Here is a 26,528-nt window from a genome sequence, read left to right on the forward strand (position 1 = left end):
ATACATGAAAAAGTTGGCTTATGTTTTAGCACCGCTGGCATTACTGTTAAGCGCATGTGCATCTACAGGCACCACTCAGCCTACAGCGGCAACAACGACCCAGCAATTGGGCGGCGCAGCACTGAAAATTGCGATTAATGCCAAATGTGTCACCGAGCTAAACAACATTCCGGCATGGCAAACGGCCACCAAAGTCATGACCAGCACCCAAAAGCAAAATATCCAGACTGAAATCTGTGGTTGTGTCAGCGAAAAAGCACCACAAAATGTGACTGCGGTAGACTTGGCGACAGCAGCGATTGACCCGGCAGCGCGTGTCACCATTGTGAGCAATGTTGTATCAAAAACCATTCATGCTTGTGTGCAAGAAGCAGTACAATAAGCGCAAGATGAAAGAAATAGGCTGACAGGTTCAGCCTATTTTATTGAAGGTAATAATGTCGATGAAAATTGCTGGTGTAGATGAAGCAGGGCGCGGGCCTCTGGTGGGAACCGTGGTGGCTGCGGCAGTCATTCTGGATCCGAACAATCCGATTGCGGGCTTGAATGATTCCAAGAAACTGAGTGAAAAGAAACGTGAAAAGTTATTCATTGAGATTCAGGAAAAAGCCTTGGCTTGGGCCATTGCTGAAGCCAGTCCGGCTGAAATTGACGAGCTGAATATTTTACAGGCCTCATTGCTGGCTATGCGCCGTGCGGTTGAAGCCTTGCAGGTCCAGCCCGATCAGGTCCTGGTCGATGGCAATAAAATTCCGCAAGGACTAAACATGCCGTGTGAAGCGGTGGTGGGTGGAGATGCCTTGCACGCCGAAATTTCCGCAGCCAGTATTCTGGCCAAAGTCACCCGTGACCGGCAGATGCTGGAACTGGACCAGAAGTTTCCACAGTTTGGTTTTGCCAAACATAAGGGCTATCCGACCAAAGCGCATTTTGAAGCAATAGCTTTGCATGGCGTGACTACAGAGCATCGCCGTAGTTTCGGACCTGTACGTAAAGCGCTGGCTTTGCTGGAGCAACAATAATTTTGAAGCGCTAATTTTGAAGCGCTAATTTTGAAGCGCTAAAAAAACTTAAAGCGGCCGTAGAGCCGCTTTATAACAAGATAACTTTAAGTCTTAACGGTTAAAGTTATTTTGTGGGTAATTATCATCTTCATAAGAAGGCTGATAATCCTGATCGAGATGTTGCAAATGCTCATGCATGGCACGTTCATGTTGAATACGTTGATAAATTTCTTCACGATGAACAGACACTTCTTTTGGCGCATTCACACCAATACGCACCTGGTTGCCTTTGACACCAAGTACAGTAACACTGACTTGATCCCCAATCATTAATGTTTCTCCGACACGTCGGGTCAGAATCAGCATGTTTATCTCCTTGCAAAATGCTAAACCTGCATTGATTTGAAAGTTTTGAAAAGCACAAAATATTTCAAGCGAAATTTTATCAGAACTCTCCCTGACAAAACCTTGTCGGATACAATTCTGTTAAGATTTCTAATTCTCATTATTTCAATATAACAGAGCCACTATAAAAAATACTATAGTGGCTCTGATTTTTTGTAGTTTTTCGCAATATTGTCTGACAATTCCAATAATTGCTGACTACAGATTAAGCACGCGGGCTTGATTCACCTGACTCGCGGTCTAAACCGAACGCCGTGTGCAGTGAACGAACTGCAAGCTCTAAATAGTTTTCTTCAATAATCACTGAAATTTTGATTTCAGAGGTCGAGATCATCAGAATGTTGATGCCTTCGTCTGCAAGTGCGGTGAACATTTTGCTCGCTACGCCAGCATGTGAACGCATACCCACGCCGACAATTGACACTTTCACGATGTCGTCACGGGTTGCAACTTCACGTGCACCAATTTCCTGTGCAGTCGCTTCAAGAATCGCTTTGGCTTTGGCCAGTTCACCGCGATTTACGGTAAAGGTGAAATCAGTGGTGCCATCTTCTTCAACGTTCTGGATAATCATATCCACTTCAATATTGGCAGCGCCAATTGGGGCCAAGATTTTAGAGGCAATACCTGGCTCATCTGGCACACCGAGAATAGTCAGTTTAGCTTCGTCACGGTTAAACGCGATACCTGAGATAATTGGCTGTTCCATGTTGTCTTCCAATTCAGTAGTAATAAGAGTTCCGACGTTGTTTTTAAACTCTTCGTCAAATGCACCATCGTTGTCGTTATCGAAGCTAGATAGTACGCGTAAAGGCACCTGATATTTGCCAGCAAATTCTACAGAACGGATTTGCAGGACTTTTGAGCCTAAAGATGCCATTTCCAGCATTTCTTCAAAGGAAATACGATCCACTTTTTTTGCTTTTGGCGCAACACGCGGGTCAGTGGTGTATACACCATCAACATCGGTGTAGATCTGGCATTCATCTGCTTTTAATGCTGCGGCTAACGCAACACCGGTTGTATCTGAACCACCGCGGCCTAAAGTTGTGGTATTGCCTTGCTCGTCTACACCCTGGAAGCCTGCAACCACAATCACACGGCCGGCATCTAAATGACCGGTCATGACATCGGTGTCAATCGCTTCAATACGGGCTTTGGTGAACGCGCTGTCAGTTTTAATTCCGACTTGGCGACCGGTTAGAGATTTAGCTTCTACGCCAATAGAATTGAGCGCCATAGCTAACATGGAAATCGTTACCTGCTCACCCGTAGAAACCATCTGGTCAAGTTCACGTGGGTCAGGGGTGTCGGTAATGGCTTTCGCGAGAGCGAGCAGGCGATTGGTTTCGCCACTCATTGCTGATACAACAACGACCACCTTGTGGCCATGGTCATGCCAGCGCTTTACGCGACGAGCAACATTTAAAATGCGCTCGGGCGTACCCATAGAAGTACCGCCATATTTTTGAACGATTAATGCCATAGTTGTTCCATATAAGCCATGACCCTGATTGCCGCCAGGGTCAGTTACACAAAAGTGAAGTTATTTTGCTTCCAGCCAGGCAGTTAACTCTGCCATCACGGTTGCAAACTTCTCGTTTAGTGGCGCGCCACCTTGTGCTAAGTCAGGTTTACCACCACCTTTACCACCAAGCTCAGTAGCCAAGTGTTTGATGATGTCACCTGCTTTAATAGACGTAGTGAAGTCTTTTGCAACGGATGCAATCAGGCTCACTTTGTCACCCTCTACACCGGCAAGTACAATCACTGCGTTGTCTAATTTTGATTTCACACCGTCATGCAGGTTGCGCAGTGCTTTGGCATCCATACCCTGAACAGTGGTAATAAGTGTTGCACGGCCAGCAATGGTCTGAACTTGGCTTAAAAGTTCACCCGCTTGCAGGCTGGCCAGTTTCTGATTCAGCTGTTCAATCTGTTTTTGCAGGCTAGATGCTGTTTCAACAATTGCTTCAACTTTCTCAATGGTTTGCTCTTTCTGTGCTTTTAACAGCGCATTAATGGTGTTGATGTCACGATCAGCTTTTTGCGCAGCTTCAATCGCTTTGGTGCCTGTCACCGCTTCAATACGACGCACGCCTGCAGCCACACCACCTTCAGAGGTTATTTTGAACAGACCGATGTCACCGGTGCGTTTCACGTGAATACCGCCACACAGTTCAATCGAGAAGTTTTTCTCTTCAATTACTGAACCCATAGACAGTACGCGAACTTCATCACCGTATTTCTCACCGAACAGCATCATCGCGCCTTTGGCTTTCGCAGATTCGATATCTAACAGCTCAGTGGTCACTTCGGTATTGGCAATCACTTCAGCATTCACCAGACGCTCAATTTCTTGCAGCTGTTCAAATGAAACCGGCTGGTCGTTGGCAAAGTCAAAACGTAATACGTCTGATGCAACCAGTGAGCCTTTTTGCTGTACGTGTGAGCCCAGAATTTGACGCAGCGCAGCGTGCAGCAGGTGAGTCGCCGAGTGGTTGCGTGCAGTTGCAGCACGAATGTCCGCTTTGACAATTGCTTCCACGTTTTGTGCTGCTTTCAGGCTACCCATGGTTACAATACCCTGGTGTACAAAAGCGCCGCCCGATTTTTTGGTGTCTTGCACTTCAAAAATACCGGTGTCGTTTTTGAAAATACCGGTATCACCGATCTGACCACCGCTTTCTGCATAGAATGGCGTCTGGTTCAGGACGATCAGTGCTTCATCACCTTCAGCGACTTCGTCAACCTGTTCGCCATCTTTATAGATGGCAATGATTTGACCTTGACCTGCAGTGGCATCGTAACCATCAAACTGGGTTTCACCATCCACTTTGACTACGCTGTTATAGTCGATGGCAAATTTACCGGCATCACGTGCACGTTGACGCTGTGCTGCCATTTCAACTTCAAAGCCAGCTTCATCAATGGTTAGGTCGCGTTCACGGGCAATATCTGCGGTTAGGTCGGTCGGGAAACCGTAAGTGTCATACAGTTTAAATACCACTTCGCCTGGAATCACAGAACCTTTTAAGTTCGCCAGTTCGCCTTCAAGCAATTTCAAACCTTGCTCAAGTGTTTTGGCGAATTGTTCTTCTTCTTTCAGTAATTGCGCTTCAATACGTGCTTTTTGAGCTTCCAGTTCAGGATACGCCGCACCCATTACTTCAATCAGCGGTTGCAGCATTTTGTGGAAGAATGAACCGGTTGCACCGAGTTTGTTACCATGACGCACGGCACGGCGGATAATACGGCGCAGTACATAACCCCGTCCTTCGTTAGACGGATTGACGCCATCTGCAATCAGGAAGCAGCAAGAACGGGCATGGTCAGCCACCACTTTAAGTGAAGCTGGATATTGTACCGGTGTGCCTTTTTCTTTGGCTTCCGCTTCAAGTGCAGAGGTATCTAGACCAATAATTTCAGCTGCTGCTTTTAAAAGATGCTGGAACAGGTCAATTTCGTAGTTGGAGTTGACGTGCTGTAATACGGCAGAAATACGTTCCAAGCCCATACCGGTATCGACCGAAGGAGCAGGAAGCGGGTGCAATACGCCATCAGCAGTACGGTTGAACTGCATAAAGACGTTGTTCCAGATTTCAATGAAACGGTCGCCATCTTCTTCAGGTGTGCCTGGTAGGCCACCCCAGATATGATCGCCATGGTCAAAGAAAATTTCAGAACATGGACCGCATGGACCGGTATCACCCATAGCCCAGAAGTTATCAGATGCGTATTTCTCGCCTTTGTTGTCGCCAATACGGATAATACGTTCTGGTGCTAAACCGATTTCCTTGTTCCAGATGTCGAATGCTTCGTCATCGGTGTGGTAAACCGTGGCATACAGTTTGTCTTTTGGCAGGGCTAACCATTCATCACCGGTCAGGAATTCCCAGGCAAACTTGATCGCATCACGCTTGAAGTAATCACCAAAAGAGAAGTTACCCAACATTTCAAAGAAGGTGTGGTGACGCGCGGTATAACCGACGTTATCTAAGTCGTTGTGTTTACCACCGGCACGTACACATTTTTGTGAAGATACGGCACGGACATAATCGCGCTTTTCCAGACCTAAGAAACAATCTTTAAACTGGTTCATACCAGCATTGGTGAACAGCAACGTTGGGTCGTTGGCGGGAACCAGAGAACTCGACGCGACACGTGTATGCCCTTGCGATTCAAAGTAACGCAAAAATGCTTCACGAATTTCAGCTGATGTCATAAAACGAGTACTCACAACCAAGTCACTCCATAATTCTCGATTTGGCTAAAAGCATAACAGTCTGACAAGATTTTCTCTGCTGTTATACGGGCTTAAAATTTAAAAACGCCAAATTATAACGGAAAAAGCCACACTCACCAATGATTTTAAAGTGTTTTGATGACAAATCTGCGGCGAAAACCCAAACCTCAAAGTCATCGAATCTGCTGTGAAATCACAAGCTGTTGTCATTGCTGCGGTTTAGCCAGTTACCGTGCATCCTGCTAATTTTTATCAAGCAGAAAATAGTGCTGCTAACTGCTTAAATATTGGACAGGTTTAAATTAATTGCTGAGTTTGGCAGGAATTATTCGCCGTGTCTGGCGGAAATCCTTTAACATAAGCACAGACAAGATTGATGTGCAGTTTGAAGGAATACGGATGCAACGAGTGGCGATTAATGGCTTTGGGCGAATTGGGCGAAATGTACTGCGTGCCTGGTTTGAAAATCCTAAAGAATTTCATTTTGATATTGTCGCGATTAATGACGTCGCCGATGTTGCCACGCTACTACATCTGTTTAAATACGATTCAACCCATGGCCGTTTTCCGGGGCAGGTAGAAATCCAGCTGGAACAGGAACAGATTTATCTGTGCATACACTCGGGGCAGGCCAAGCTGAAAGTTCAGGTGCTGAGCCAGCCACAGCCGGCACAGTTGCCATGGCAGCAGTTAAATATTGATGTGGTGCTGGAATGTACCGGCCTGTTCCGTTCGCGTGAAGCCGCAACCCAGCATATTCATGCCGGTGCCAAACGGGTGATTATTGGCGCAGCACCGTTTGACACGGTTGATGCCGCCATTGTTTACGGGGTCAATCATCATGAGGTCAAAGCCTCAGACCAGATTATTTCCAGTGTTTCCTGTACCACTCAGGCCTTGGTGCCGTTGGTTAAAATTGTGGATGATGCTTTTGGTATTGAAACCGCGCTGATGACCGAAATTCATGCTGTCACGGCTGATCAGTCGGTGCTGGATCATGCGCACCGTGATTTACGCCGCGCACGTGCATCCGGGCAGAATATTATTCCGACCACCTCAAGTGCTTTAGGCGCCTTAAAACAGGTGATGCCTAAAATGGAAAATCGCATTGATGGCTATTCGATTCGGGTACCCACCATTAATGTCGCCGCCATTGATGTCAGCTTTATTTCCCAGTCACCCATTACCGTACATAAGCTGAATGAAGTGCTGGTGAAAGCCGCGCAGCAGGATTATGCCGAAATTATGCAGGTCACCGATGAGCCGCTGGTATCGAGTGACTTTAACCATTCGCCGTATTCTTTAATTGTCGATCTTACCCAGACCATGGTGGTCGGGCATCAGGCCAAAGTCTTTGCCTGGTATGACAATGAATGGGGCTATGCCAACCGTTTACTGGATTTATGTGAATCTTTTGCCCATCAGGCGCATTAATTTCTATCTGTCCAAATCTTTGCCTAAGCTTGGACTGTACGATGGTGGTCTAACCGGGTGAAACACGCTCACAGCCGAGTATTGACAGGCTGGAGGCGATTTTTCGCCTTTTTGCTATATTTTTCGTTAAGATAAAACAAAACAAATAAGTCGAGCACTACACATGATGTTTATTCTACTTTGGGGATTTATTTTACTGTTGGCCGTAGCGGTGATTTTTCTGATCTGGCTGCAGTTTAAAAACCAGCATGATCATTTGAATCGCCAAAGCGATAATCATCAGCTCGAAAACAAAGTCATCAGTCTGGAAGAAAATCTGAAAAAGACTTTAGAGATCATGCAGGATCTGGCCAAGAAAATGCACGTGCAGCAGGAAGCGCTGGATAAATCAGCGCAGCGTATTCATCAGCTGGAAACCCAGAATGTTGAGCTGGTGAATTTAATTACTCAGGTGCTGGATCCGAATAAAGTCAAATAAGACTTTTTTAAGCAGATCAACGCAGGGCAGAGTGAAGGTGATTTCCATCTGCGCTGAAAAAAAGATGATAAGTTTGGGATGTGTCCAGCTCCTTTATCTTCTTCAGTAAAAAACAGCTTTTACTCTCGAAACGACAGCTCCAGTCGGGCAGGATTGTAATGGAATTGATCAGACAGAGAAAATTATCAAATTTGCGATGCACAGCCCATTTGATCGTGCTAAACTAGGAGAAATCGGGTGTGCTCCCGATTTTTTTATGCGGATTTGTTCCGCGCAGACAAGAATTTAGGTTTACAACATGCCCATTTCAGAGACATGGTTATTACCTGATGGTGTAGCTGATGTATTACCAGAACAAGCGCAAGTCATCGAAACATTGCGCCGTAATTCACTGGATTTCCTCGCATCTCGAGGTTATCAGTTGGTGTACACGCCATTTATTGAATATATCGAATCTCTCTCTTCTCTTTCAGAATCGAATCAAGATTTAGACCTGGCCACGTTCAAGGTGATTGACCAGCTGTCTGGTCGTCTGCTTGGCGTGCGTGCCGATATGACGCCACAGGTGGCGCGTATTGATGCGCATGTACATCCGGTAGATGGTGTGGCGCGTTATTGCTACGCTGGTACAGTTTTGCATACCAAGCCACAGGGCTTTAATACCACCCGTGCACCTCTGCAACTGGGTGCCGAACTGTTCGGTTCCGACAGTATTGATGCCGATGTGGAAATGGTTGACCTGATGATCAGCCTGATTCAGGAAGCCGGTCTGGCCGATGGTATCCATCTGGATTTAGGTCATGTGGGTCTGTTCCGCAGTCTGGTACAAAAAGCTGGTCTGAACAAAGCCACTGAGCGTCAGTTATCTGATTTATATCAGCGTAAAGCCTTGCCAGAACTGGCGGACTTTACCCAGGACTTAGCCTTTGGTTCAGATTTCTATGCGCTGGGCCGTTTTGCCAGTGATCTGGATGCACTGGAAGCCCATTTAAGCGCCGATGTGCGGGCGAATGTGGAATTTAAACATGCCTTTGATGCGGTCAAAACCACCCAGGCAGAAATTCAGGCACGCTGGCCAAATCTGCATATCGGGATTGATGTGGTAGAACTGCGTTCGTATCACTACCATACCGGTTTAATGTATGCCGTTTATGCACCAAACCGTGCAGCACCACTGGCTCAAGGCGGCCGTTATGATGGTATTGGCCAGCATTTTGGTCGTGCCCGTCCGGCAACCGGTTTCTCTTGCGACTTATATGCGCTCAGCGCCGGTCGTTTCGAAGCAAAATCGGTGGTGGTTGCACCAAAGGGCAATCAGGCAGATTTATTGGCTGCAATTCAGGCCACCCGTACCCAAGGCTTAAGTGTAATTCAGTTATTGGGTCAGGATGATTTAAGCTCTGTACCGTATGCAACTCACCAGCTGGTGAATCGTAACGGTGAGTGGACGGTCGAAAAAATTTAATCGCCAGCGCATGTGTTCATGTCACATGTGCCTGGTTTTCAATTTTAACAGCATGATGTAATGAGGCTATTATGGGCAAGAATGTTGTGGTACTTGGTACCCAATGGGGCGACGAAGGTAAAGGTAAAATCGTCGACCTGCTCACAGATCAAGCGGCTGCGGTAGTACGTTATCAAGGCGGACACAACGCAGGTCATACTCTCGTGGTTGGTGGTAAGAAAACTGTATTACACCTCATTCCATCTGGTATTTTACGTGAAAACGTACTGTGCTTAATTGGTAACGGTGTGGTGCTTTCACCTGAAGCGCTGATCAAGGAAATGACCATTCTTGAACAGGAAGGCGTGCCAGTTAAAGAACGTTTACGTATTTCTCCAAACTGTCCATTAATTCTTCCGAACCACATTGCGCTGGATCAGGCACGTGAGAAAAAACGTGGCAATGCCAAAATTGGTACTACCGGTCGTGGTATTGGCCCTGCCTACGAAGATAAAGTGGCGCGCCGTGCAGTACGTGTGGCTGACCTGGTACGTGGCGGTGACGCATTACGTGCGCAGCTGGCTGAATTGCTGGATTACCACAACTTCCAGTTAACTCAATACTACGGTGTTGAAGAAGTTAAACTGGACGACGTGATTGCACTGTGTGACCAATGGCGTGAAGTGATTGCACCATTAGTGGTGGATGTAACCACTGAAATTCATAATTACCGTAAAAACGGTGACAACATTATGTTTGAAGGTGCGCAAGGTTCATTGCTGGACGTTGACCACGGTACTTATCCGTACGTGACTTCTTCAAACACCACTGCGGGCGGCGTAAGCTCAGGTTCTGGTTTAGGTCCATTGCATCTTGACTATGTGCTGGGTATTACCAAAGCCTACACCACACGTGTGGGTGCTGGTCCGTTCCCAACTGAGCTGGTCTACGACGCGGCAAATGATGTGGGTGATGCAATTGGTAAACACCTGGGTACAGTGGGTCACGAGTTTGGTGCATCTACTGGCCGTCAACGTCGTTGTGGCTGGTTCGATGCAGAAATCCTGCGCCGTTCAGTGGATGTCAACTCACTGTCTGGAATCTGCCTGACCAAGTTAGACGTATTGGATGGTTTAGAAGAAATTAAAATCTGTGTTGGCTATGAAAACACCGATTCAGGTTGTGTCGGTTCTTCTGACGCGCTGGCTTATGAAAACTTGAAGCCAATTTACGAAACCATGCCAGGCTGGTCTGAGTCAACTGTGGGGGCGACCAGTGTTGAACAATTGCCTGAAAATGCAATCAACTACATCAAGCGTCTTGAGCAGTTAATTGAATGTCCAATCGACATCATTTCAACCGGTCCAGACCGTGCAGAAACCATTATTCTGCGCCATCCGTTTGAAGCTTAATCGTTTAAGCTGAAATGAGAAAACCCTGTGCCTGCACAGGGTTTTTTATTTTTGGCTCAGAAAAATAGCGCACCATCTTGAGAATTCCCTGATTTTGTTTATAGTGCTAGGCACTTTCGAACAATTAGAGAATGTTATGAAATATAAGAACTTAGCCATTGGAATTGTATTGGCAACGCATTTGACGGGCTGCGCCACTGTGGCAGAACTGGCCGGGGCAGATTCAGCGACTTTAAACTTAAACGCCAGCCAGAGCTATCAGCAAATGTTGCAGGAAGCCGAGCAGAAAAAGGTGCTAGATACCCGTTCTGCCACCTATAAGAAGGTTAATCGCGTGTTTTTAAAGATGAAGCCCTATGCCGACCAGATGAACCAGACCGGGCAGACTTTTGAGTGGCAAGTGGCGGTGATTAAGTCACCTGAAATTAATGCCTATGTGGCTCCGGGTGGCAAAGTAGTGTTCTATACAGGCATTGTTGAAAACCTGAAACTGACTGACAATGAAGTCGCGGCGATCATGGGCCATGAAATGGTACATGCACTGGAAGAACATGCCAAAAGTAAAATTGGTGCCCAGACCCTGACCAATCTGGCGGTTAGTATTGGCTCGCAATATGTGGGCCAGTCGGTGGGTGGTTATGGTGGTTTACTGCTGGATTTGGGTAGCCAGTTTGGGGTAGGGTTGCCTTATTCGCGTAATCTGGAAAGCCGCGCCGACAAAGGCGGTTTACTGTTAATGGCCAAAGCCGGTTATGATCCGAATGCAGCAATTACGCTCTGGCAGAAAATGAATGCCAACGATGCCCGTGGAAATAGCGCTATTGCCAAGTTTATGTCGACCCATCCAAGTAACAATGACCGTATTGCCGCGTTACAGCAGATGATGCCGGAAGCAATGCAGTATTACCGCGCTGCGAAGTAATTCAAGACTAAAGTTGCACACATCAGCACTGTCTATTCAGATGGTGCTTGCTAGAATAAAACACAGAAAAAACATTGGGTCAGGCAGGATGCATAAAAATATTTCAAGCACCATTTTCTATTCGTTATTATTTGCCATGGGCGGTGCACCGACCATTGCGATGTTGCTGATTCTGTTACAAAAGCATGATCCGAATATTATGTATCAGGCCTTTATTGGTCTGAGTGTGATTTTTGCCTGTATTTTGGTGCCGCTGGTACTGATCCAAAACGCCTATTTATTCTATAAACGTAAAAATCCGGCACTGGAAGAGAAAATGGAAGTGGTTTCGCAGATGTATCTGGGCCTGAATATTTTCTGTCTGGTATTCTGGATTTTCTATCAGTTTGCCTATTAAGGCCGTATTCCGCTCGTTGCTGCTGATGTAGCTACAGTTTACACAGCACTGCCATTGTTTACATAAATGATATGATTATGAAGCCATTTCAGATTTAAAGCATTGAAATGATTTCATATAATTCATGAGTATGTGTATAGCCGAATGGCGGAGATTATTATAATGAACAAAAAATTGGTATTGAGTTTTTGTGCCGCAAGTGCAATCACTTTTTCAGGCTGTACCACCGTGGCCGATATGGCCGGTGCAGATACCGCAACCCTAAATGCAACCGCGGCGCAAAGTTATAGCCAGATGGTGCAAGATGCGCGTAACAAGGGGCAGCTGGACACCAGTTCAAGTACCTATAAACGTATTAACACGGTGTTCCAGCGTTTAACACCGGTTGCCAACCAGATGAACCAGACTGGTCAGCCATTTAGCTGGCAGCTGGCAGTATTAAAATCTGACCAGATTAATGCCTTTGTCGCGCCCGGCGGTAAAGTGGTGTTCTATACTGGTATCGTCAACAAACTGAACCTGACCGATGCCGAAATTGCTGCGATTATGGGCCATGAAATGGTGCATGCTCTAGAAGAACATGCCAAGAGTAAGATTGGCGCGCAGGCACTGACCAATTTGGCTTTAAATATCGGTTTAAGCGCAGCAGGCAGTAACGTTGGCCAGTTAGGTGCTGCAGCGGCACAATTGGGCGCACAGGTAGGTGTGGGCTTGCCATATTCACGTAATCTGGAAAGTCGTGCCGATGAAGGCGGTTTAATGCTGATGGCGCGTGGTGGCTATAACCCACAAGCGGCAATTACCTTATGGGAAAAAATGAACCGCTTAGAAGGTGGTGGCGGGGCATCGTTCCTGTCGACTCACCCATCGAACAGCCAGCGTATTGCAGCGATGCGTGAGAACTTGCCGGCTGCTCAGGCCATTTATAACCAGAACCGTCGTTAAGCTTCTGGGTTTAAAATAGATTTAAAAATGCCTCATATGATGAGGCATTTTTTTATGCATGAGGTTTTGTTAATACCTGTCATCAAGGTGCCGGGTTGGGCTGCTGACGGTGAATCGCTTCAATGCCTTGTAAAATGTCATCGGACAGATTGACTTCAAAGGCATCAATATTTTCTTTTAGCTGTTCCAGCGAAGTCGCACCAATAATGGTACTGGTGACAAAGAACTGCTGCTTAATAAAAGCCAAAGCCAGTTGGGTTAAGCTGAGGCCATGTTGCTCGGCCAGTTGCGCATATTGTTCAGTGGCCCATTCACTTTCTGGATTGCTGTAGCGGCTAAAGCGTGAATACAGGGTAACACGCGCATTGGTCGGACGGGCACCATGCCGGAATTTCCCGGTTAAATAACCAAAGGCCAGAGGAGAATAAGCCAGTAAACCGACGCCTTCATATTTGGCAATTTCCGACATGCCAATTTCATAGGTACGATTTAGCAGGTTATAGGGGTTTTGTACGCTGACAAATTTGCTTAAACCGAGTTTTTCTGCCAGATGCAAAAACTTCATGGTGCCCCATGGGGTTTCATTGGAGAGCCCAATATAACGAATCCGGCCGTTTTGGATTTCCTGCTGCAAGGCGGTCAGGGTTTCTTCAAGGTCGGTGACATGCTGCTGTGCATGGGCTTCGGCATTGCCATAACCCAGCTTGCCAAAGAAGTTGGTCGGACGCTGTGGCCAGTGCAGCTGGTATAAGTCAATATAATCGGTTTGCAGGCGTTTCAGGTTGCCATCCAGCGCAGTGCGAATATCAGTAGCGTTGTAACGGGTTTGTCCATCACGAATATGGCTGCCACCCTGAGCCGGTCCGGCAATTTTTGAGGCCAAAAAAAGCTTGTCCCGTCCACCGCGCGCCTTGAGCCAGTTGCCAATCATGACTTCGGTGGCACCTTGAGTTTCTGGTTTAGGGGGCACCGGATACATTTCGGCGGTATCCCAGAAATACAGGCCACGTTCCAGCGCATAATCCAGCTGGGCAAAGGCTTCATCCTGGGTGTTTTGTTCACCAAAGGTCATGGTGCCCAGACAGATTTCAGGCAATAAAATACCGGTATCAGCAAGGGGATTGAACTGCATAAGATGTCCTTATTCAAAATATCATCAAGCGAATAGGGACTAGGCTAAACCATCGCAGGCAGACTGTTAAATCAATATTTTAGGTTAGTTTGTAAATATTTTTCACATAGCGAACAGGCATAAAAAAGGCAAATCCGAAGATTTGCCTTAAGCATATAGCAGTTTAAGACTTATTCATCATCAAACTGTTCATCTGCTGCATCATTTTGCTCTAAAGAGGCATCAAAAATCAGAATGGCTTTACCATCAGTTTCGATCATGCCTTGTTCTTCCAGGGTTTTCAGAACACGGCCGACCATTTCACGTGAACAGCCAACAATGCGGCCAATTTCCTGACGGGTAATGCGGATTTGACGGCCATTTGGCAAAATCATGGCTTCAGGCTGCGCAGACAGGTCAATCAGACAACGCGCAATACGGCCTGAAACATCAATGAAGGCCAGATCGGTCACTTTACGCGTGGTATTTTTTAAACGGCGCACCAGTTGGGCAAATACCGCATAGCTTAGATCTGGATATTGCTTGCTGAGCTCGTGGAAGTTTTCATAAGTCACTTCGGCAATTTCACAAACGTCACGTGTGCGTACTTCTGCAGTACGTTGTGGATTTGCTTCGAATAGACCCATTTCCCCAAAGAAGTCACCCGGATTCAAATACGCCACAACAATTTCGCGATCATCATCTTCACGCAGAATGATGGAAACAGATCCTTTCAGAATCAAATAAAGTGATTTTGATTCAGACCCCGCATCAACAATTGTGGTCCGTTTCGGATAACGGTTGATATATGCACGTTTTAATAATGCCTTGACTGAATCTGGTAATTGACCAGGAGACAGGGCATCGGTGCTTAATTGTGAAAAGTTTGAAGTCATGCTAAAGGTTCCGAAAATGGATAAATAATAGATCGCACAAGACCTAGTATGAACTTGTCACACAGTAGAGATGAAATTCCTTATCAACTCAAATTATGTTAGTGTACAGGCACCTTGTAAATTTATAGTTTTTTTGAAGGACTTGCAATGCAAACGAGTGTTCATTGGCTAGAGAATGTTGCTTTTGAAGCAAAATCGGAAAGTGGCCATAGCGTGGTGATGGATGGTTCTGCCGAGTATGGTGGAGAAAACCGTGGACCACGTCCCATGGAGCTCATTTTAATGGGACTTGGTGGTTGTGCATCGTTTGATATTGTGACCATTTTAAAGAAATCACGTCAGGATGTGACTGGTGTGGTTTGTCAGCTGAAAGCAGAACGTGCCGATTCGATTCCGGCGGTGTTCACCAAAATTCATCTGCATTTTGTGGTGACAGGCAAGGCAGTCAAGGAAAAGCAAGTCGCCAAGGCAGTTGAATTATCCGCAGAAAAATACTGTTCAGCCAGCAAAATGCTGTCAGATGGTGGTGTTGAAATTAGCCACGATTTCGAGATTATCGAAGCAGAATAATCATGACTGTAAAGTCATGTAAAAAGTCGGTTAATTACCGGCTTTTTTATTTTTCCATGGTTTTAGACCTCGCAAAAAATTGGCCGCAATGGGCAGAGCTCTCAAAATATGTGTTTCCTATTACATAGGCCGCAGCTGCATTACTGTATAAAAATAATCCTGATGCTGACTTGAAATTGGCCGGTCACAGACCAATATTATAATTGAGTTATATCTGTTGCATTAAAATAACACTTTGAAAAATATATGAAAAATCATTTGAAATTGCCAAAAGTACTCCCATATATGTTTCAAGTGAAAAAATTGTTGTGAGGAATAACAAGAATGCGTTTTGAAAAATTTACAAATCGCTTACAGCAAGCTCTCTCCGATGCGCAATCGCTGGCGATGGGCAAAGACCATACCGCCATTGACGGCATTCATGTCTTGGCCACTCTGTTAGAAGAAGCATCCAATGTCAGCTTGTTACAGCAGGCCGGTGCCCAGTTGCGTGATTTGCAGAGCAAGTTGCAGCAGGCACTGAATGATGCGCCAACGCTAGCCAATCCGACTGGCGACATTAATTTAAGTCCGGAAGCGGTTAAAGCCTTAAACTTGGCCGATAGCTATGCCCAGAAAGCGGGCGATGAATTCCTGTCTACCGACTGGGTATTACTGGGCCTGAGCGAAGTTGGGGCCACTAAAAGCTTATTGAACAGTATCGGTGTCAGCGCAGACAGTCTGCGTCAGGTGATTTTAAAAATTCGAGGTGATGAAAAAGTGATGAGTAATAATCATGAAGATCAACGTGATTCACTCAATAAATACACTGTAGATTTAACCGAACGTGCGCTGGCTGGCAAGCTCGATCCGGTGATTGGTCGTGATGATGAAATCCGCCGTACCGTACAGGTCTTGTCACGTCGGACCAAAAATAACCCGGTACTGATTGGTGAGCCTGGGGTCGGTAAAACCGCAATTGTAGAAGGTCTGGCACAGCGTATTGTGAATGGTGAAGTGCCAGAAAGCTTAAAAGGCAAACGCGTGTTATCGCTGGACCTGGGTTCATTGCTGGCCGGTGCCAAATATCGCGGCGAGTTTGAGGAGCGTTTAAAAGCGGTCCTGAAAGATCTGGCCAAGCATGAAGGCGAAATCATCCTGTTTATTGATGAGTTGCATACCCTGGTTGGCGCAGGTAAAGGTGATGGCGCGATGGATGCCGGCAACATGCTGAAACCGGCGCTGGCACGCGGTGAATTACGCTGCGTGGGGGCAACCACGCTCGATGAATATCGTCAGTACATTGAAAAAGATGCCGCCCTTGAGCGCCGTTTCCAGAAAGTGCTGGTCGATGAGCCAAGTGTCGAAGACACCATTGCCATTTTACGTGGTCTGAAAGAGCGTTATGAAGTCCACCACGGGGTGAAAATTCTCGACTCGGCGATTATTGCTGCAGCGAAAATGTCACATCGTTATATCACTGACCGTCAATTGCCCGATAAAGCCATTGACCTGATTGATGAAGCAGCATCGCGCATCAAGATGGAGCTGGACTCTAAACCGGAAGCGCTGGATAAGCTGGAACGCCGTCTGATTCAGTTAAAGCTGCAACTTGAAGCTGTGAAAAAAGATGAAGATGCCGGCAGCCGTGCAGAAGTCAGTCATCTGGAAAAACAGATCGAAGACGTCCAAAAAGACTATAACGATCTGGAAGAAGTGTGGAAGTCTGAAAAAACTCTGGTCGAAGGCACTAAGCAGATTCAGGCGCAGCTGGATCAGGCGCGTATTGCCTTGCAAAAAGCACAGCGTGAAAATGATCTGGGCGAGATGTCGCGTCTGCAATATGGCGTGATTCCGGAACTGGAAAAACAGCTGGCCCAAGATGAGCTGGTGGAAGAGAAAGAAGAACCGAAGTTATTGCGCAATAAAGTCACCGATAACGAAATTGCGGAAGTGGTCAGCGCAGCCACCGGTATTCCGGTTGCGAAAATGCTGCAAGGCGAGCGTGAAAAACTGCTGCAAATGGAAAGCTTCCTGCATCAGCGTGTGGTAGGGCAGGATGAAGCGGTGATTGCGGTATCCAATGCGGTGCGCCGTTCACGTGCCGGGTTGTCGGATCCGAACCGTCCAAGTGGTTCTTTCCTGTTCCTGGGTCCAACCGGTGTCGGTAAGACCGAGTTAACCAAAGCCTTGGCCAATTTCCTGTTTGACAGCGATGACGCCATGATCCGGATTGATATGTCCGAATTTATGGAAAAACATTCAGTCAGTCGTCTGGTCGGTGCGCCTCCGGGCTATGTCGGCTATGAAGAAGGCGGGGTATTAACCGAAGCCGTACGCCGTAAACCATATAGCGTGGTGCTGTTTGATGAGGTGGAGAAAGCCCATCCGGATGTATTTAACATCTTGCTGCAGGTGCTGGATGATGGTCGCTTGACCGACTCGCAGGGCCGTGTGGTGGACTTTAAAAACACCGTGATTGTAATGACCTCGAACCTGGGTTCAAGCGATGTGCGTGAACTGGGCGATAATCCAAGCCGTGATGATGTACGCAATGTAGTGATGGCGGCCGTGTCTGAGCATTTCCGTCCAGAGTTTATCAACCGTATTGATGAGCTGGTAGTATTCCATGCCCTGGAAAAAGCGCAGATTCGTGGTATTGCCGATATCCAGCTGAACCGTTTACGTGCCCGTCTGGCTGACCGCGATATCAAGTTAACGGTAGATGATTCTGCCTTTGACCAGCTGATTGAAGCCGGTTTTGACCCAGTTTACGGTGCGCGTCCATTAAAACGTGCCATCCAGCAACAGGTAGAAAATAATCTGGCGCAGAAAATTCTGGCCGGTGACTTCCAGCCGGGAGATACCATTGTGATTACGGCAGATGCAGGCCAACTGGATTTCCAGAAGCTGAAACTGAACTAATCCGCACACGGTTCATCTAAACTGTTTAATCAAAGACCTGGCTTCGGCCGGGTTTTTTTATGGGTATATCTGCAGCAAAAAGCCGGGCAGATGTAGCGATTCACTCTGCAAAGTAAGTCCACGCTGGATGATGAGTGACAGCGTAAAGTTTCCGATGTAAAAGAAGCCTGCTATGGGGTAGCAGGCTTTTTTATTGCTGATCGAATGAATTGCGAATAGAAAAGGATCAAATCATCCTTTGCCATTCACCGTCCTTGCCAATCACATTTTAGATTTGTGGATGCTGGATTTTCCAGGCGCGGTGAATCTTCTGGTTACGCTTGAAATCTGGACCAATGGTTTCATGGCTGATTTCCTGAATATCAAACAGCGCTGGCAAGGTTTCATCCATTTCAAAACCGCGATAGTTGTTCGAGAAGTACAGGGTGCCTTCTGTGGTTAAACGGTTCATGGCGCGTTTAATTAGCGAAACATGGTCACGTTGTACATCAAAAGTGCCGTAGAATTTCTTCGAGTTAGAGAAGGTGGGCGGATCAATAAAGATCAGGTCATATTGCTCATGACCTTCTTTTAGCCACTCAAAACAGTCGCTGGCAAAGAACTGGTGTTGTTCATCGGCATGGTCGACGGTTAAGCCGTTTAAGACAAAGTTTTCTTTGGACCAGTTCAAATAGGTGTTGGACAAGTCCACACTGGTGGTGCTGGCTGCGCCGCCTAAAGCAGCATGCAAACTCGCCGTCGATGTATAGCTGTACAGATTGAGGAAATGCTTGCCTTTAGCTTCTTTGGCAATACGTAAACGAATCTGGCGATGGTCCAGGAATAGGCCGGTATCCAGATAGTCGGTGAGGTTAACCAGAATCTTGGCCTGACCCTCCTGCACAATAAAGCGTTTCGATGCGGTACTTTGTTTGGTGTACTGGTTTTTACCTTCCTGACGGGCACGGGTTTTAATAAACACGGCATCACGGCCTAAACCGGTCACGGCACGAATCGCTTGCAGCGCCAGGTTAAAGCGTTTTTTTGCTTTTTCAGGATCAATTTTCTTCGGTGGTGCATATTCCTGCACATGCAGACGATCACCATATAAATCGACCGCGACATTAAAGTCCGGTAAATCGGCATCATACAGACGCAGGCAGTAAACGTTTTCTTTAACCGCCCATTTTTTTAAGGCCTGCATGTTCTTTTGCAGACGGTTGGTAAAGTCTTCGGCACCTTCAATTGGTTCAAACTGCTGTGGCTGCCAGTCAGCCAGGAACGGTTTTACTACTGCCAATGGTTTGACCGTACCAAAGCGAATGTAAATTGGCAGCTTACCATTCATTAAACGCAAGGTTTGTGGCTCATTAAATGCCAGCACATCGGCCTGTTCCACCTGGGCAGCAATGACAGCAGCAGACTGGTTCGGGAAATGTTTTTGTAGCAGGGCAGACAGACCTAAATACAAGGCACGGTTCGAGGCTTTATCTCCCAGACGTTCACCATACGGTGGGTTGGTCACCACAAACGCAGTTTTGCCTTCGGCCTGAAAATCTGGCCAGTCTGACAAGGTGCGTTCTTCAATCTGGATATGATCGAGCAGACGTTCAAAACCGGCAGCAATAATATTCTGTTTGGTGGCTTTGACTGCTTCCCAGTCGGCATCAAAAGCATAGAATTTTGGCAGTGGCTGTTCCAGCGCCTGTTGATGACGCTCAGCCGCTTCTGCCTTTAATGACATCCACAGTTCATGGTCATGGCCATTCCAGCCATTAAAGCCGAAACGGCGTACCAGACCCGGTGCACGGTCGGTTAAAATCAGCAGGGATTCAATAATAAAGGTACCTGAACCACACATCGGGTCGATGACAATATCAGGTTGTGTTTCTTTTAAAGCACCTTTTTGCAAAATTGCTGCTGCTAGATTTTCTTTAATTGGGGCGTCGGTCATAAAACGACGGTAGCCACGTTTATGCAGTGAATCACCCGATAAATCTAAGCAATAGGTATGTTCTTTTTTACCTGCCAAAATATACATGGTGATTTCAGGTGATTTGGTGTCGATACTTGGGCGTTTACCGACAGCTTCCATAAATGAATCAACCACACCATCTTTGGCACGTAGCGTAGCAAACTGCGTATTGACCTTAATTTCACGTTCAACGTGTAAACGAATGGCGAAGGTACTTTGTGGTGCAAAAATCAGTGACCAATCAAAGCTGATTGCACCTTCATAAAGCTCTTCAGCGACATCACGGGCATCATGTGAAAATTCAATTTCATGGGTATGTATTGGCATCAGCACACGTGAAGCCAAACGAGACCACATGCAGATGCGGTAAGCATTTTCCAGCGTACCTTTGAAGGTTAGACGACCCGGGAAACGTTCAATATTCTGAACACCTAAACCTTTGATTTCTTCTTCTAATAAGGTTTCCAGACCATCGGCACAGGTGACCCAATAATTGCTTAAACGTGAAGAGGTATTCATAAAATAGAGAGACCGGAAAAGAATAAATAAAAACTGCGCCAAGTTTACCGTATTTTGGCTATTAAAGCTGTGGAATTTTTTATAAATCTGGCACATCTCTGTTAGAGCTAATAATTATAAAAAGCTCTTAATCTTGGCATAAAAAGCAAATTGAAAACTCATGAGATATGTATAATTACACACCATCAACAAGAGGAACTTGTTGATTAAATCTTTTATTTTACAGAGGGATATAGGGTGAATATTACATCCGGTCGTGATGATGTTTTTTCCATTGCAACATTGTTGTATGCACGGTTAAGAAAAGTGAATAGTCGAGTAATTGACGTGATGTATCTGATGCAGGATCGCTCCTATGCACATCATGTGATTACGCTGGCGCTAGAAACCCGGGATGCTGAACTGGCAACGCATGTCGAGCGTTTGCGTCAGTTGCTGGATCTTCCAGATGACGAACAGCTGGAAAGAAGAAATTATGAGAATATTCAGGATGATGTATCAAGAAAAGGTGGTTCGGCCAAATATGATGAAGGCCATGTAAGTTTTAGCCTATTCTGATTTATAACTGAATTGTAGTTTTTATAAAAAGCCTGTCTTAATTACAGATGGGCTTTTTAATTTTGGTATGGATATTGCTGTAATTATCACGAGATTGCAGTCGCTGGGGAGAGGCTGCAATCTCGATTTTTAAATGATTGGGGAATCAAGAATGGTCAATACAGAAAGTTTTTCAATTGCGACTTTAATCTATGCACGTTTGAGACGAGTTTCAGGCCGGGTAATTGATGCCATTTATCTGTCTGAAAATAGTGATTATGCCGAACATGTGATTGCATTAGCCGAAGCCACACGCGATCCGGAATTACTGCGTCTGGTTGAAAAATTTAAAGACGTATTCGAGTTCTCTTCCGATTCGAACATAAGTCAAAAAGCGGGTTTACAGCAAAAAAATAACGATGAATTAATGAAAGTTGAACCAACTGAAGATGACATTTATCGGGCACAAGTCTCACATCATTATATTGGCGCACTACGCTAGATCAGTTATGGCATTCAAGCTCCAGACTTGGGTGCCATTTTAGAACATAAAATATTCATTCTAAAAATTCGTTTAAATTATCTTATTGAAAAAATACATAGGAATTTCAAAATCAATTTTTATTATCGAGCCGGTTTTTATACAAGTAGCCGAATTGCCAAGTGCCAAGAATGGCGATTCTCTGTATAATACGTTGACTTAACGTATAAGGAATCTCTCATGCACTTGGCGGCATTGCATACTCCGAGCCAGATTCAACTCAATAAAGATGGAAATCTAAAACATTTCATCACCATCGAAGGGCTTTCCAAACAAACCCTCACAAAAATTTTGGACACCGCGCAGTCCTTTTTTAATGACCAAAATCAGCTGATCACTAACAACCTGCTGGAAGGTCGTACGGTTATGAACCTGTTTTTTGAGAATTCAACCCGTACCCGTACCACCTTTGAAGCTGCAGCCAAACGTCTTTCGGCCAACGTGCTTAACATTGACATTGCCCGTTCCAGTACCTCTAAAGGCGAAACCCTGCGCGATACGCTGTGGAACTTGGAAGCCATGGCCGCCGATATTTTTGTGGTGCGTCATTCCTCTTCAGGTGCAGCGCATTTTATTGCCAAGGATGTCTGTCCAAATATCGCGATTATTAATGCCGGAGATGGCCGTCATGCGCATCCGACTCAAGCGATGCTGGATATGCTGACCATTCGCCGTGAAACCAAAAAAGACTTTGCTGACATGAGCATTGCCATTATTGGCGATATTAAACATTCGCGCGTGGCACGTTCTGATGTGGCGGCGTTACAAACTTTAGGTTGTAAAGATATTCGCGTGATTGCACCGAATACCTTGCTGCCATTTGGTTTTGAGGAATACGGGGCCGATGTACGCCTGTTTAATAAAATGGAAGATGGCATCCGTGACTGTGATGTGATTATTACCTTGCGTATCCAGAATGAACGGATTGATTCACCGGCGCTGTCCTCACCGGCAGAATTCTACAAAATGTATGGCCTGAACAAAGAGCGTCTGGCGCTGGCCAAACCGGATTGTATCGTGATGCACCCGGGACCGATGAACCGGGGTGTGGAAATTGATTCCAGCATTGCCGATGGTCCGCAATCGGTGATTTTAAATCAGGTGACCAATGGTATTGCGGTGCGTATGGCTGTGCTGGCACTGGCGATGCAGGGTCAACTGCAGGAACAAGGTTTAATTGAAGCGATTGCGGTATAAGGAATCAGTCATGCGTATTGTAAAAATTGAAAATGTCCGCGTTCTTGATCCAATGCAAAAGACTGATCGCGTGCAAACGGTATATCTGGAAAATGGCAAGCTGGTTGCAGAAACAGCAGATGTGACTGAAACCATTGATGGACAAGGCAAATGGCTGATGCCAACCATGGTTGATCTGTGCGCGCGGATGCGTGAACCGGGTCAGCAGCAGCATGGTACTTTAAAATCAGAAGGCAAGGCGGCACGTGAAAACGGTATTCTGCACGTGTTTACCCCACCAGATTCCAAGCCGATTGTGCAGGACAATGGTGCTTTGATTCACGGTCTGGTCGAAAAAGCCATGCTGGATGGTGGTATTTATTTACAGGTGATTGGCGCACAAACCCAAGGCTTGCAAGGCAAACAGCCTGCCAATATGGCCGGTCTGAAAAAGGGCGGCTGTACTGCAGTTTCCAATGCCAATGCATCCTTTGCTGATGATGATGTCGTGATTCGCACGCTGGAATATGCAGCCGGTCTGGACCTGACCGTGGTGTTCTATGCCGAAGAACCGCAAATTGCCAAAGATGGCTGTGTGCATGAAGGTTTTATTGCTTCACGTCAGGGCTTGCCTATGATTCCGGCGCTGGCCGAAACCGTAGCCATTGCCAAATACCTGTTGATGATTGAAGCGACCAAAGTCCGTGCGCATTTCGGTTTGCTGTCCTGTGGCGCTTCGGTCGAGCTGATTAAAATTGCCAAAGAAAAAGGCCTGCCAGTAACCTGTGATGTGGCGATGCATCAGCTGCATTTAACCGATCAGGTGATTGATGGCTTTAACTCGCTGGCGCATGTGCGTCCACCGCTACGTGCTGAAAAAGACAAAGAATTGCTGCGTCAGGGCTTAAAAGATGGCGTAATTGATGCGATCTGTACCCATCATGAACCCTTAAGCAGTTCGGCCAAAATGGCACCGTTTGCTGAAACCTTACCGGGCTTTACCGCTTTTGATACCTTTGTGCCCTTGGGTGTGCAACTGGTTGAGGAAGGTCTGTTCAGTCCATTGGAATGGGTGCATACCGTGACACTGGCACCGGCGACGGTTGCGCAAATGGCAGATCGCTGGATGCAGGAAGCTGGCTGGATTCTGGTCGATCCTGAACTGGAGTGGACGCTGGACAAAGACAGCATTCTGTCCCAAGGCAAGAATACACCGCTGATTCAGCAAACCGTGAAAGGCAAGGTAATTCAGACTTTCCTGGCCTAAATTCGCCTGTTCAAGAGCCAGCATTTGCTGGCTTTTTTATGTTTTAATTTAAGTACATAAAGAAAAATACAATTATTTACAACGTCTAAAAAATGACCAGATACACTAAAAAATGCGAGTAGAACAATGACAAAAATGAGGCCATATCATGCAAACCAGATTGATAGAATTATTGAAAAATAGCGTGTCATCCATTGTGCTAGACGGGGAAACGGATTACCTCATTGAGAAAAACCGTGCCTTAAATGATTTTTATCCGGTATTTTTATCGGTGTTAAGACACCGGCCATCCCTCATTGACAGCCTGAGAAATCAGCTTAATCCGCGGCTGGCTGAAATTTTTGGTACCAACCTGAACCTGAAACAGCAGTTTCTGGAATTTAGCCGCGGTCAGGCGCCGGCAGATGAAATTGAATCTATCCTGAACCGGGCCATCGTACCAACCTTAGGTTTTTTAGAAAGCGAGGCCGGCTCGACCGATCCTGAGGCGATTGTGCATTTGCTTGATCAGTATATGCCGGACATTCAGGCTGCTTTGCCGGAATGGGCCGCTGCGCTGCTGGCCGGTTTGGGCGTCAATGCCACTGCCGGGCAGACTATTCATCAGGCGCCTGAGTTATATGAAGAGGTGCCAGAGCAGAAGCGCTCGCCGTGGGTACCGATTCTGATTTTTATTATTCTGGCATTGTTACTGGCCTTTTTATTTAAAGCCTGTTCTGACCGTAATGAAGAAGAGGTGCCTGTTACCCAGGCAGCAGCGACGGAACCGGCCTATTTGCAGGTCAATACCGGTTCCAATGGCGATCTGGTCACCTGTCAGTTGTATCTGAACAATCCGGCTTATACCGACATTCTGCAAACAGAAGTTAAACGGATTTTTAACCATCCGACAGGTTGTGGGGTGAATAGCGCCAGTAATTATCATAGTGAATTTATTGATCAGGATGTGATTCCAACGGCATTGAAAATCCTGAAAGATGTGCCGAATACCAATATGACCTGGATGGGTGAGCAGATTGCGATTCAGTCCACCAATCCGGCAGATGCGCAGCGTGTGGCCAATCAGCTGCGTCCTTTGGCCAAGAATATGACCATTACGGTGCAGCAGGATCTCGATGTACAGACCGTCACACCAGCGACCACGACCGCAGCACAAGCCTTGGCCGTGATTAACCCGGATAATATTCAGGCGCTGGATGTCGCCACAGCCTTAAATCTGGAGGCGATTCATTTTGAGTCGGCATCTTCGACTGTACCGGAAGCCAATCAGCCAATTCTGGATCAGGCTGCGGCCTTAATCCAGCGTGCGCCGCATGTACATTTGACCATTAAAGGCCATACCGATGCAGTAGGCAGCAATGAAGCCAATAATCTGTTGTCCTTACGCCGTGCTGAAGCGGTACGTGATTATCTGGTGCAGCGTGGGGTTGATCCTTCACAGTTACAGGCCGTGGGGTATGGCCAGCAACAGCCGATGGAACCAAATGCAACCCCAGAAGGGCAGTTCCAGAACCGTCGTATTGAGTTTGAAGTATTAAATACAGAAACCGGGGTGGTACGTGCGGTTGATGATCAGGGCATTGTCGAGAAGAAAGCAGAGTAAGTTCGGTTAAGGGAATAGAAAAGGACGACTTGAAGTCGTCCTTTTGGGTTTAGTTGAATAACAGAGGTAGAAGTGGGGGATGTATTCACGACCATCCGATGCCCGGTTTTAAAACCAGCCATTAAGCTGCATTACGAATCAACGGCACCCCGGTGACTTTCTGAATTTCCTCAAAACTGACTTCAGGTGCCAGTTCCACCAGCTGCACGCCGGTTGGGGTAATATCCAGAACGCCCAAATCGGTGATCACGCGATGAACCACGGCTTTACCGGTCAGCGGCAGGCTACACTGTGAAACGATTTTAGGTGTCCCATCTTTGGCGCAGTGTTCCATCAATACCACCACTTTTTGCACACCTGCGACCAGATCCATGGCACCGCCCATACCTTTGACTTTTTTGCCCGGAATCATCCAGTTGGCCAGATCGCCCTGTTCAGAGACTTCCATGGCCCCCAGAATGGCAATATTGACATGGCCGCCACGGATCATGGCAAAAGAGTCTGCGCTAGAGAAAAACGAAGCACCTTGACGAGCTGTGACCGTCTGTTTGCCGGCATTAATCAGGTCAGCATCGACCGTGGCTTCAGTTGGGAATTCCCCAATCCCGAGCAGGCCATTTTCTGACTGTAGCCAAACGTTGATATTTTCCGGAATATAGTTAGCGACCAAAGTTGGTAAACCAATCCCTAAATTGACATAGAAACCATCTTCCAGTTCTTGTGCGGCGCGCTGCGCCATTTGATTACGCGTCCAAGCCATGGT

The 26,528-nt window shown here is 46.5% G+C and carries 23 protein-coding genes; 16 read left to right on the plus strand and 7 right to left on the minus strand.

Annotated features, from left to right (window positions below; translation table 11 throughout):
- The first annotated feature begins 4 nt into the window (after window positions 1-4).
- Complete coding sequence (locus GA693_RS03150) at window positions 5-382, plus strand: hypothetical protein (protein ID WP_160241451.1); 378 nt, start codon at window positions 5-7, stop codon at window positions 380-382.
- A gap of 61 nt (window positions 383-443) precedes the next feature.
- Window positions 444-1,022: a ribonuclease HII gene (gene rnhB / locus GA693_RS03155; protein ID WP_104500160.1), complete on the plus strand. Its 579-nt coding sequence runs from the start codon at window positions 444-446 to the stop codon at window positions 1,020-1,022.
- A 93-nt stretch (window positions 1,023-1,115) separates the two neighbouring features.
- Here rnhB and csrA read toward each other — a convergent pair whose 3' ends face one another.
- From csrA to alaS, 3 genes are all read right to left on the minus strand, one after another.
- On the minus strand, window positions 1,116-1,370 hold the full coding sequence (gene csrA / locus GA693_RS03160) for a carbon storage regulator CsrA (protein ID WP_016658388.1): 255 nt from the start codon (window positions 1,368-1,370) through the stop codon (window positions 1,116-1,118).
- A gap of 244 nt (window positions 1,371-1,614) precedes the next feature.
- Entirely contained in the window at window positions 1,615-2,895 is a 1,281-nt protein-coding gene (locus tag GA693_RS03165) for an aspartate kinase (protein WP_160232502.1), read from the minus strand.
- 60 nt (window positions 2,896-2,955) lie between these two features.
- The gene (gene alaS / locus GA693_RS03170) at window positions 2,956-5,649 is read right to left on the minus strand and encodes an alanine--tRNA ligase (RefSeq protein ID WP_171502411.1); all 2,694 of its coding nucleotides are present in this window, start codon (window positions 5,647-5,649) and stop codon (window positions 2,956-2,958) included.
- A 405-nt stretch (window positions 5,650-6,054) separates the two neighbouring features.
- On the opposite strand from alaS, the gene GA693_RS03175 reads away from it, so the two are divergent.
- The 7 genes from GA693_RS03175 to GA693_RS03205 all read left to right on the plus strand — a co-directional run bounded on the left by GA693_RS03175 (window position 6,055) and on the right by GA693_RS03205 (window position 12,687).
- A complete protein-coding gene (locus GA693_RS03175) occupies window positions 6,055-7,089 on the plus strand; it encodes a type I glyceraldehyde-3-phosphate dehydrogenase (RefSeq protein WP_016658386.1) in 1,035 nt (344 codons plus the stop codon).
- A 163-nt stretch (window positions 7,090-7,252) separates the two neighbouring features.
- The gene (locus tag GA693_RS03180; RefSeq protein ID WP_005177014.1) at window positions 7,253-7,567 is read left to right on the plus strand and encodes a hypothetical protein; all 315 of its coding nucleotides are present in this window, start codon (window positions 7,253-7,255) and stop codon (window positions 7,565-7,567) included.
- A 298-nt stretch (window positions 7,568-7,865) separates the two neighbouring features.
- Complete coding sequence (locus GA693_RS03185; RefSeq protein ID WP_160241450.1) at window positions 7,866-9,032, plus strand: ATP phosphoribosyltransferase regulatory subunit; 1,167 nt, start codon at window positions 7,866-7,868, stop codon at window positions 9,030-9,032.
- Window positions 9,033-9,103: 71 nt separating this feature from the next.
- The gene (locus GA693_RS03190; protein ID WP_005177019.1) at window positions 9,104-10,423 is read left to right on the plus strand and encodes an adenylosuccinate synthase; all 1,320 of its coding nucleotides are present in this window, start codon (window positions 9,104-9,106) and stop codon (window positions 10,421-10,423) included.
- Between the two features lie 136 nt (window positions 10,424-10,559).
- Window positions 10,560-11,345, plus strand: coding sequence for a M48 family metallopeptidase (locus tag GA693_RS03195; protein WP_104469896.1), 786 nt, complete (start codon window positions 10,560-10,562; stop codon window positions 11,343-11,345).
- Window positions 11,346-11,433: 88 nt separating this feature from the next.
- Window positions 11,434-11,742, plus strand: coding sequence for a hypothetical protein (locus GA693_RS03200; RefSeq protein ID WP_005177024.1), 309 nt, complete (start codon window positions 11,434-11,436; stop codon window positions 11,740-11,742).
- A 162-nt stretch (window positions 11,743-11,904) separates the two neighbouring features.
- Complete coding sequence (locus GA693_RS03205) at window positions 11,905-12,687, plus strand: M48 family metallopeptidase (protein ID WP_005177027.1); 783 nt, start codon at window positions 11,905-11,907, stop codon at window positions 12,685-12,687.
- An 82-nt stretch (window positions 12,688-12,769) separates the two neighbouring features.
- On the opposite strand, the gene GA693_RS03210 is transcribed toward GA693_RS03205, so the two are convergent.
- Window positions 12,770-13,819: an NADP(H)-dependent aldo-keto reductase gene (locus GA693_RS03210; protein WP_160241449.1), complete on the minus strand. Its 1,050-nt coding sequence runs from the start codon at window positions 13,817-13,819 to the stop codon at window positions 12,770-12,772.
- A 170-nt stretch (window positions 13,820-13,989) separates the two neighbouring features.
- Complete coding sequence (crp, locus tag GA693_RS03215) at window positions 13,990-14,694, minus strand: cAMP-activated global transcriptional regulator CRP (protein ID WP_005177031.1); 705 nt, start codon at window positions 14,692-14,694, stop codon at window positions 13,990-13,992.
- Window positions 14,695-14,841: 147 nt separating this feature from the next.
- Here crp and GA693_RS03220 point away from each other — a divergent pair, with 147 nt between their 5' ends.
- Both GA693_RS03220 and clpB read left to right on the plus strand, forming a co-directional pair.
- The gene (locus GA693_RS03220; RefSeq protein ID WP_005177032.1) at window positions 14,842-15,264 is read left to right on the plus strand and encodes an OsmC family protein; all 423 of its coding nucleotides are present in this window, start codon (window positions 14,842-14,844) and stop codon (window positions 15,262-15,264) included.
- Between the two features lie 324 nt (window positions 15,265-15,588).
- Window positions 15,589-18,168 (plus strand): ATP-dependent chaperone ClpB, encoded by a 2,580-nt coding sequence (gene clpB / locus GA693_RS03225; RefSeq protein ID WP_160241448.1) that lies wholly within the window; start codon window positions 15,589-15,591, stop codon window positions 18,166-18,168.
- 268 nt (window positions 18,169-18,436) lie between these two features.
- Here clpB and rlmKL read toward each other — a convergent pair whose 3' ends face one another.
- On the minus strand, window positions 18,437-20,641 hold the full coding sequence (gene rlmKL / locus GA693_RS03230; RefSeq protein WP_160241447.1) for a bifunctional 23S rRNA (guanine(2069)-N(7))-methyltransferase RlmK/23S rRNA (guanine(2445)-N(2))-methyltransferase RlmL: 2,205 nt from the start codon (window positions 20,639-20,641) through the stop codon (window positions 18,437-18,439).
- Window positions 20,642-20,878: 237 nt separating this feature from the next.
- On the opposite strand from rlmKL, the gene GA693_RS03235 reads away from it, so the two are divergent.
- From GA693_RS03235 to GA693_RS03255, 5 genes are all read left to right on the plus strand, one after another.
- The gene (locus GA693_RS03235; protein WP_160241446.1) at window positions 20,879-21,199 is read left to right on the plus strand and encodes a hypothetical protein; all 321 of its coding nucleotides are present in this window, start codon (window positions 20,879-20,881) and stop codon (window positions 21,197-21,199) included.
- 151 nt (window positions 21,200-21,350) lie between these two features.
- Window positions 21,351-21,680, plus strand: a complete 330-nt coding sequence (locus GA693_RS03240) for a hypothetical protein (RefSeq protein ID WP_005177044.1) — start codon at window positions 21,351-21,353, stop codon at window positions 21,678-21,680.
- A gap of 219 nt (window positions 21,681-21,899) precedes the next feature.
- Window positions 21,900-22,916 carry an aspartate carbamoyltransferase catalytic subunit gene (locus GA693_RS03245; RefSeq protein ID WP_005177046.1) on the plus strand — a complete coding sequence of 339 codons (1,017 nt, stop codon included), beginning with the start codon at window positions 21,900-21,902 and terminating at the stop codon, window positions 22,914-22,916.
- Between the two features lie 10 nt (window positions 22,917-22,926).
- Window positions 22,927-24,162 carry a dihydroorotase gene (locus tag GA693_RS03250; RefSeq protein ID WP_075174772.1) on the plus strand — a complete coding sequence of 412 codons (1,236 nt, stop codon included), beginning with the start codon at window positions 22,927-22,929 and terminating at the stop codon, window positions 24,160-24,162.
- A gap of 148 nt (window positions 24,163-24,310) precedes the next feature.
- The gene (locus GA693_RS03255; RefSeq protein WP_160241445.1) at window positions 24,311-25,765 is read left to right on the plus strand and encodes an OmpA family protein; all 1,455 of its coding nucleotides are present in this window, start codon (window positions 24,311-24,313) and stop codon (window positions 25,763-25,765) included.
- 121 nt (window positions 25,766-25,886) lie between these two features.
- Here the strand turns inward: GA693_RS03255 and GA693_RS03260 are convergent, their stop codons facing one another.
- On the minus strand, window positions 25,887-26,525 hold the full coding sequence (locus tag GA693_RS03260) for a CoA transferase subunit B (RefSeq protein WP_104487413.1): 639 nt from the start codon (window positions 26,523-26,525) through the stop codon (window positions 25,887-25,889).
- Window positions 26,526-26,528: the final 3 nt, after the last annotated feature.

Origin of the sequence: Acinetobacter indicus, from assembly GCF_009914475.1 — a bacterium.
In the GTDB taxonomy this organism is placed as follows: domain Bacteria; phylum Pseudomonadota; class Gammaproteobacteria; order Pseudomonadales; family Moraxellaceae; genus Acinetobacter; species Acinetobacter indicus.

Excerpts from the sequence above, each read along its gene's own strand:
- GA693_RS03150 (WP_160241451.1), top strand. The coding sequence starts at position 5 with ATGAAAAAGTTGGCTTATGTTTTAGCACCGCTGGCATTACTGTTAAGC.
- rnhB (WP_104500160.1), top strand. The coding sequence starts at position 444 with ATGAAAATTGCTGGTGTAGATGAAGCAGGGCGCGGGCCTCTGGTGGGA.
- csrA (WP_016658388.1), bottom strand. The coding sequence starts at position 1,370 with ATGCTGATTCTGACCCGACGTGTCGGAGAAACATTAATGATTGGGGAT.
- GA693_RS03165 (WP_160232502.1), bottom strand. The coding sequence starts at position 2,895 with ATGGCATTAATCGTTCAAAAATATGGCGGTACTTCTATGGGTACGCCC.
- GA693_RS03175 (WP_016658386.1), top strand. The coding sequence starts at position 6,055 with ATGCAACGAGTGGCGATTAATGGCTTTGGGCGAATTGGGCGAAATGTA.
- GA693_RS03180 (WP_005177014.1), top strand. The coding sequence starts at position 7,253 with ATGATGTTTATTCTACTTTGGGGATTTATTTTACTGTTGGCCGTAGCG.
- GA693_RS03185 (WP_160241450.1), top strand. The coding sequence starts at position 7,866 with ATGCCCATTTCAGAGACATGGTTATTACCTGATGGTGTAGCTGATGTA.
- GA693_RS03190 (WP_005177019.1), top strand. The coding sequence starts at position 9,104 with ATGGGCAAGAATGTTGTGGTACTTGGTACCCAATGGGGCGACGAAGGT.
- GA693_RS03195 (WP_104469896.1), top strand. The coding sequence starts at position 10,560 with ATGAAATATAAGAACTTAGCCATTGGAATTGTATTGGCAACGCATTTG.
- GA693_RS03200 (WP_005177024.1), top strand. The coding sequence starts at position 11,434 with ATGCATAAAAATATTTCAAGCACCATTTTCTATTCGTTATTATTTGCC.
- GA693_RS03205 (WP_005177027.1), top strand. The coding sequence starts at position 11,905 with ATGAACAAAAAATTGGTATTGAGTTTTTGTGCCGCAAGTGCAATCACT.
- GA693_RS03210 (WP_160241449.1), bottom strand. The coding sequence starts at position 13,819 with ATGCAGTTCAATCCCCTTGCTGATACCGGTATTTTATTGCCTGAAATC.
- crp (WP_005177031.1), bottom strand. The coding sequence starts at position 14,694 with ATGACTTCAAACTTTTCACAATTAAGCACCGATGCCCTGTCTCCTGGT.
- GA693_RS03220 (WP_005177032.1), top strand. The coding sequence starts at position 14,842 with ATGCAAACGAGTGTTCATTGGCTAGAGAATGTTGCTTTTGAAGCAAAA.
- clpB (WP_160241448.1), top strand. The coding sequence starts at position 15,589 with ATGCGTTTTGAAAAATTTACAAATCGCTTACAGCAAGCTCTCTCCGAT.
- rlmKL (WP_160241447.1), bottom strand. The coding sequence starts at position 20,641 with ATGAATACCTCTTCACGTTTAAGCAATTATTGGGTCACCTGTGCCGAT.
- GA693_RS03240 (WP_005177044.1), top strand. The coding sequence starts at position 21,351 with ATGGTCAATACAGAAAGTTTTTCAATTGCGACTTTAATCTATGCACGT.
- GA693_RS03245 (WP_005177046.1), top strand. The coding sequence starts at position 21,900 with ATGCACTTGGCGGCATTGCATACTCCGAGCCAGATTCAACTCAATAAA.
- GA693_RS03250 (WP_075174772.1), top strand. The coding sequence starts at position 22,927 with ATGCGTATTGTAAAAATTGAAAATGTCCGCGTTCTTGATCCAATGCAA.
- GA693_RS03255 (WP_160241445.1), top strand. The coding sequence starts at position 24,311 with ATGCAAACCAGATTGATAGAATTATTGAAAAATAGCGTGTCATCCATT.
- GA693_RS03260 (WP_104487413.1), bottom strand. The coding sequence starts at position 26,525 with ATGGCTTGGACGCGTAATCAAATGGCGCAGCGCGCCGCACAAGAACTG.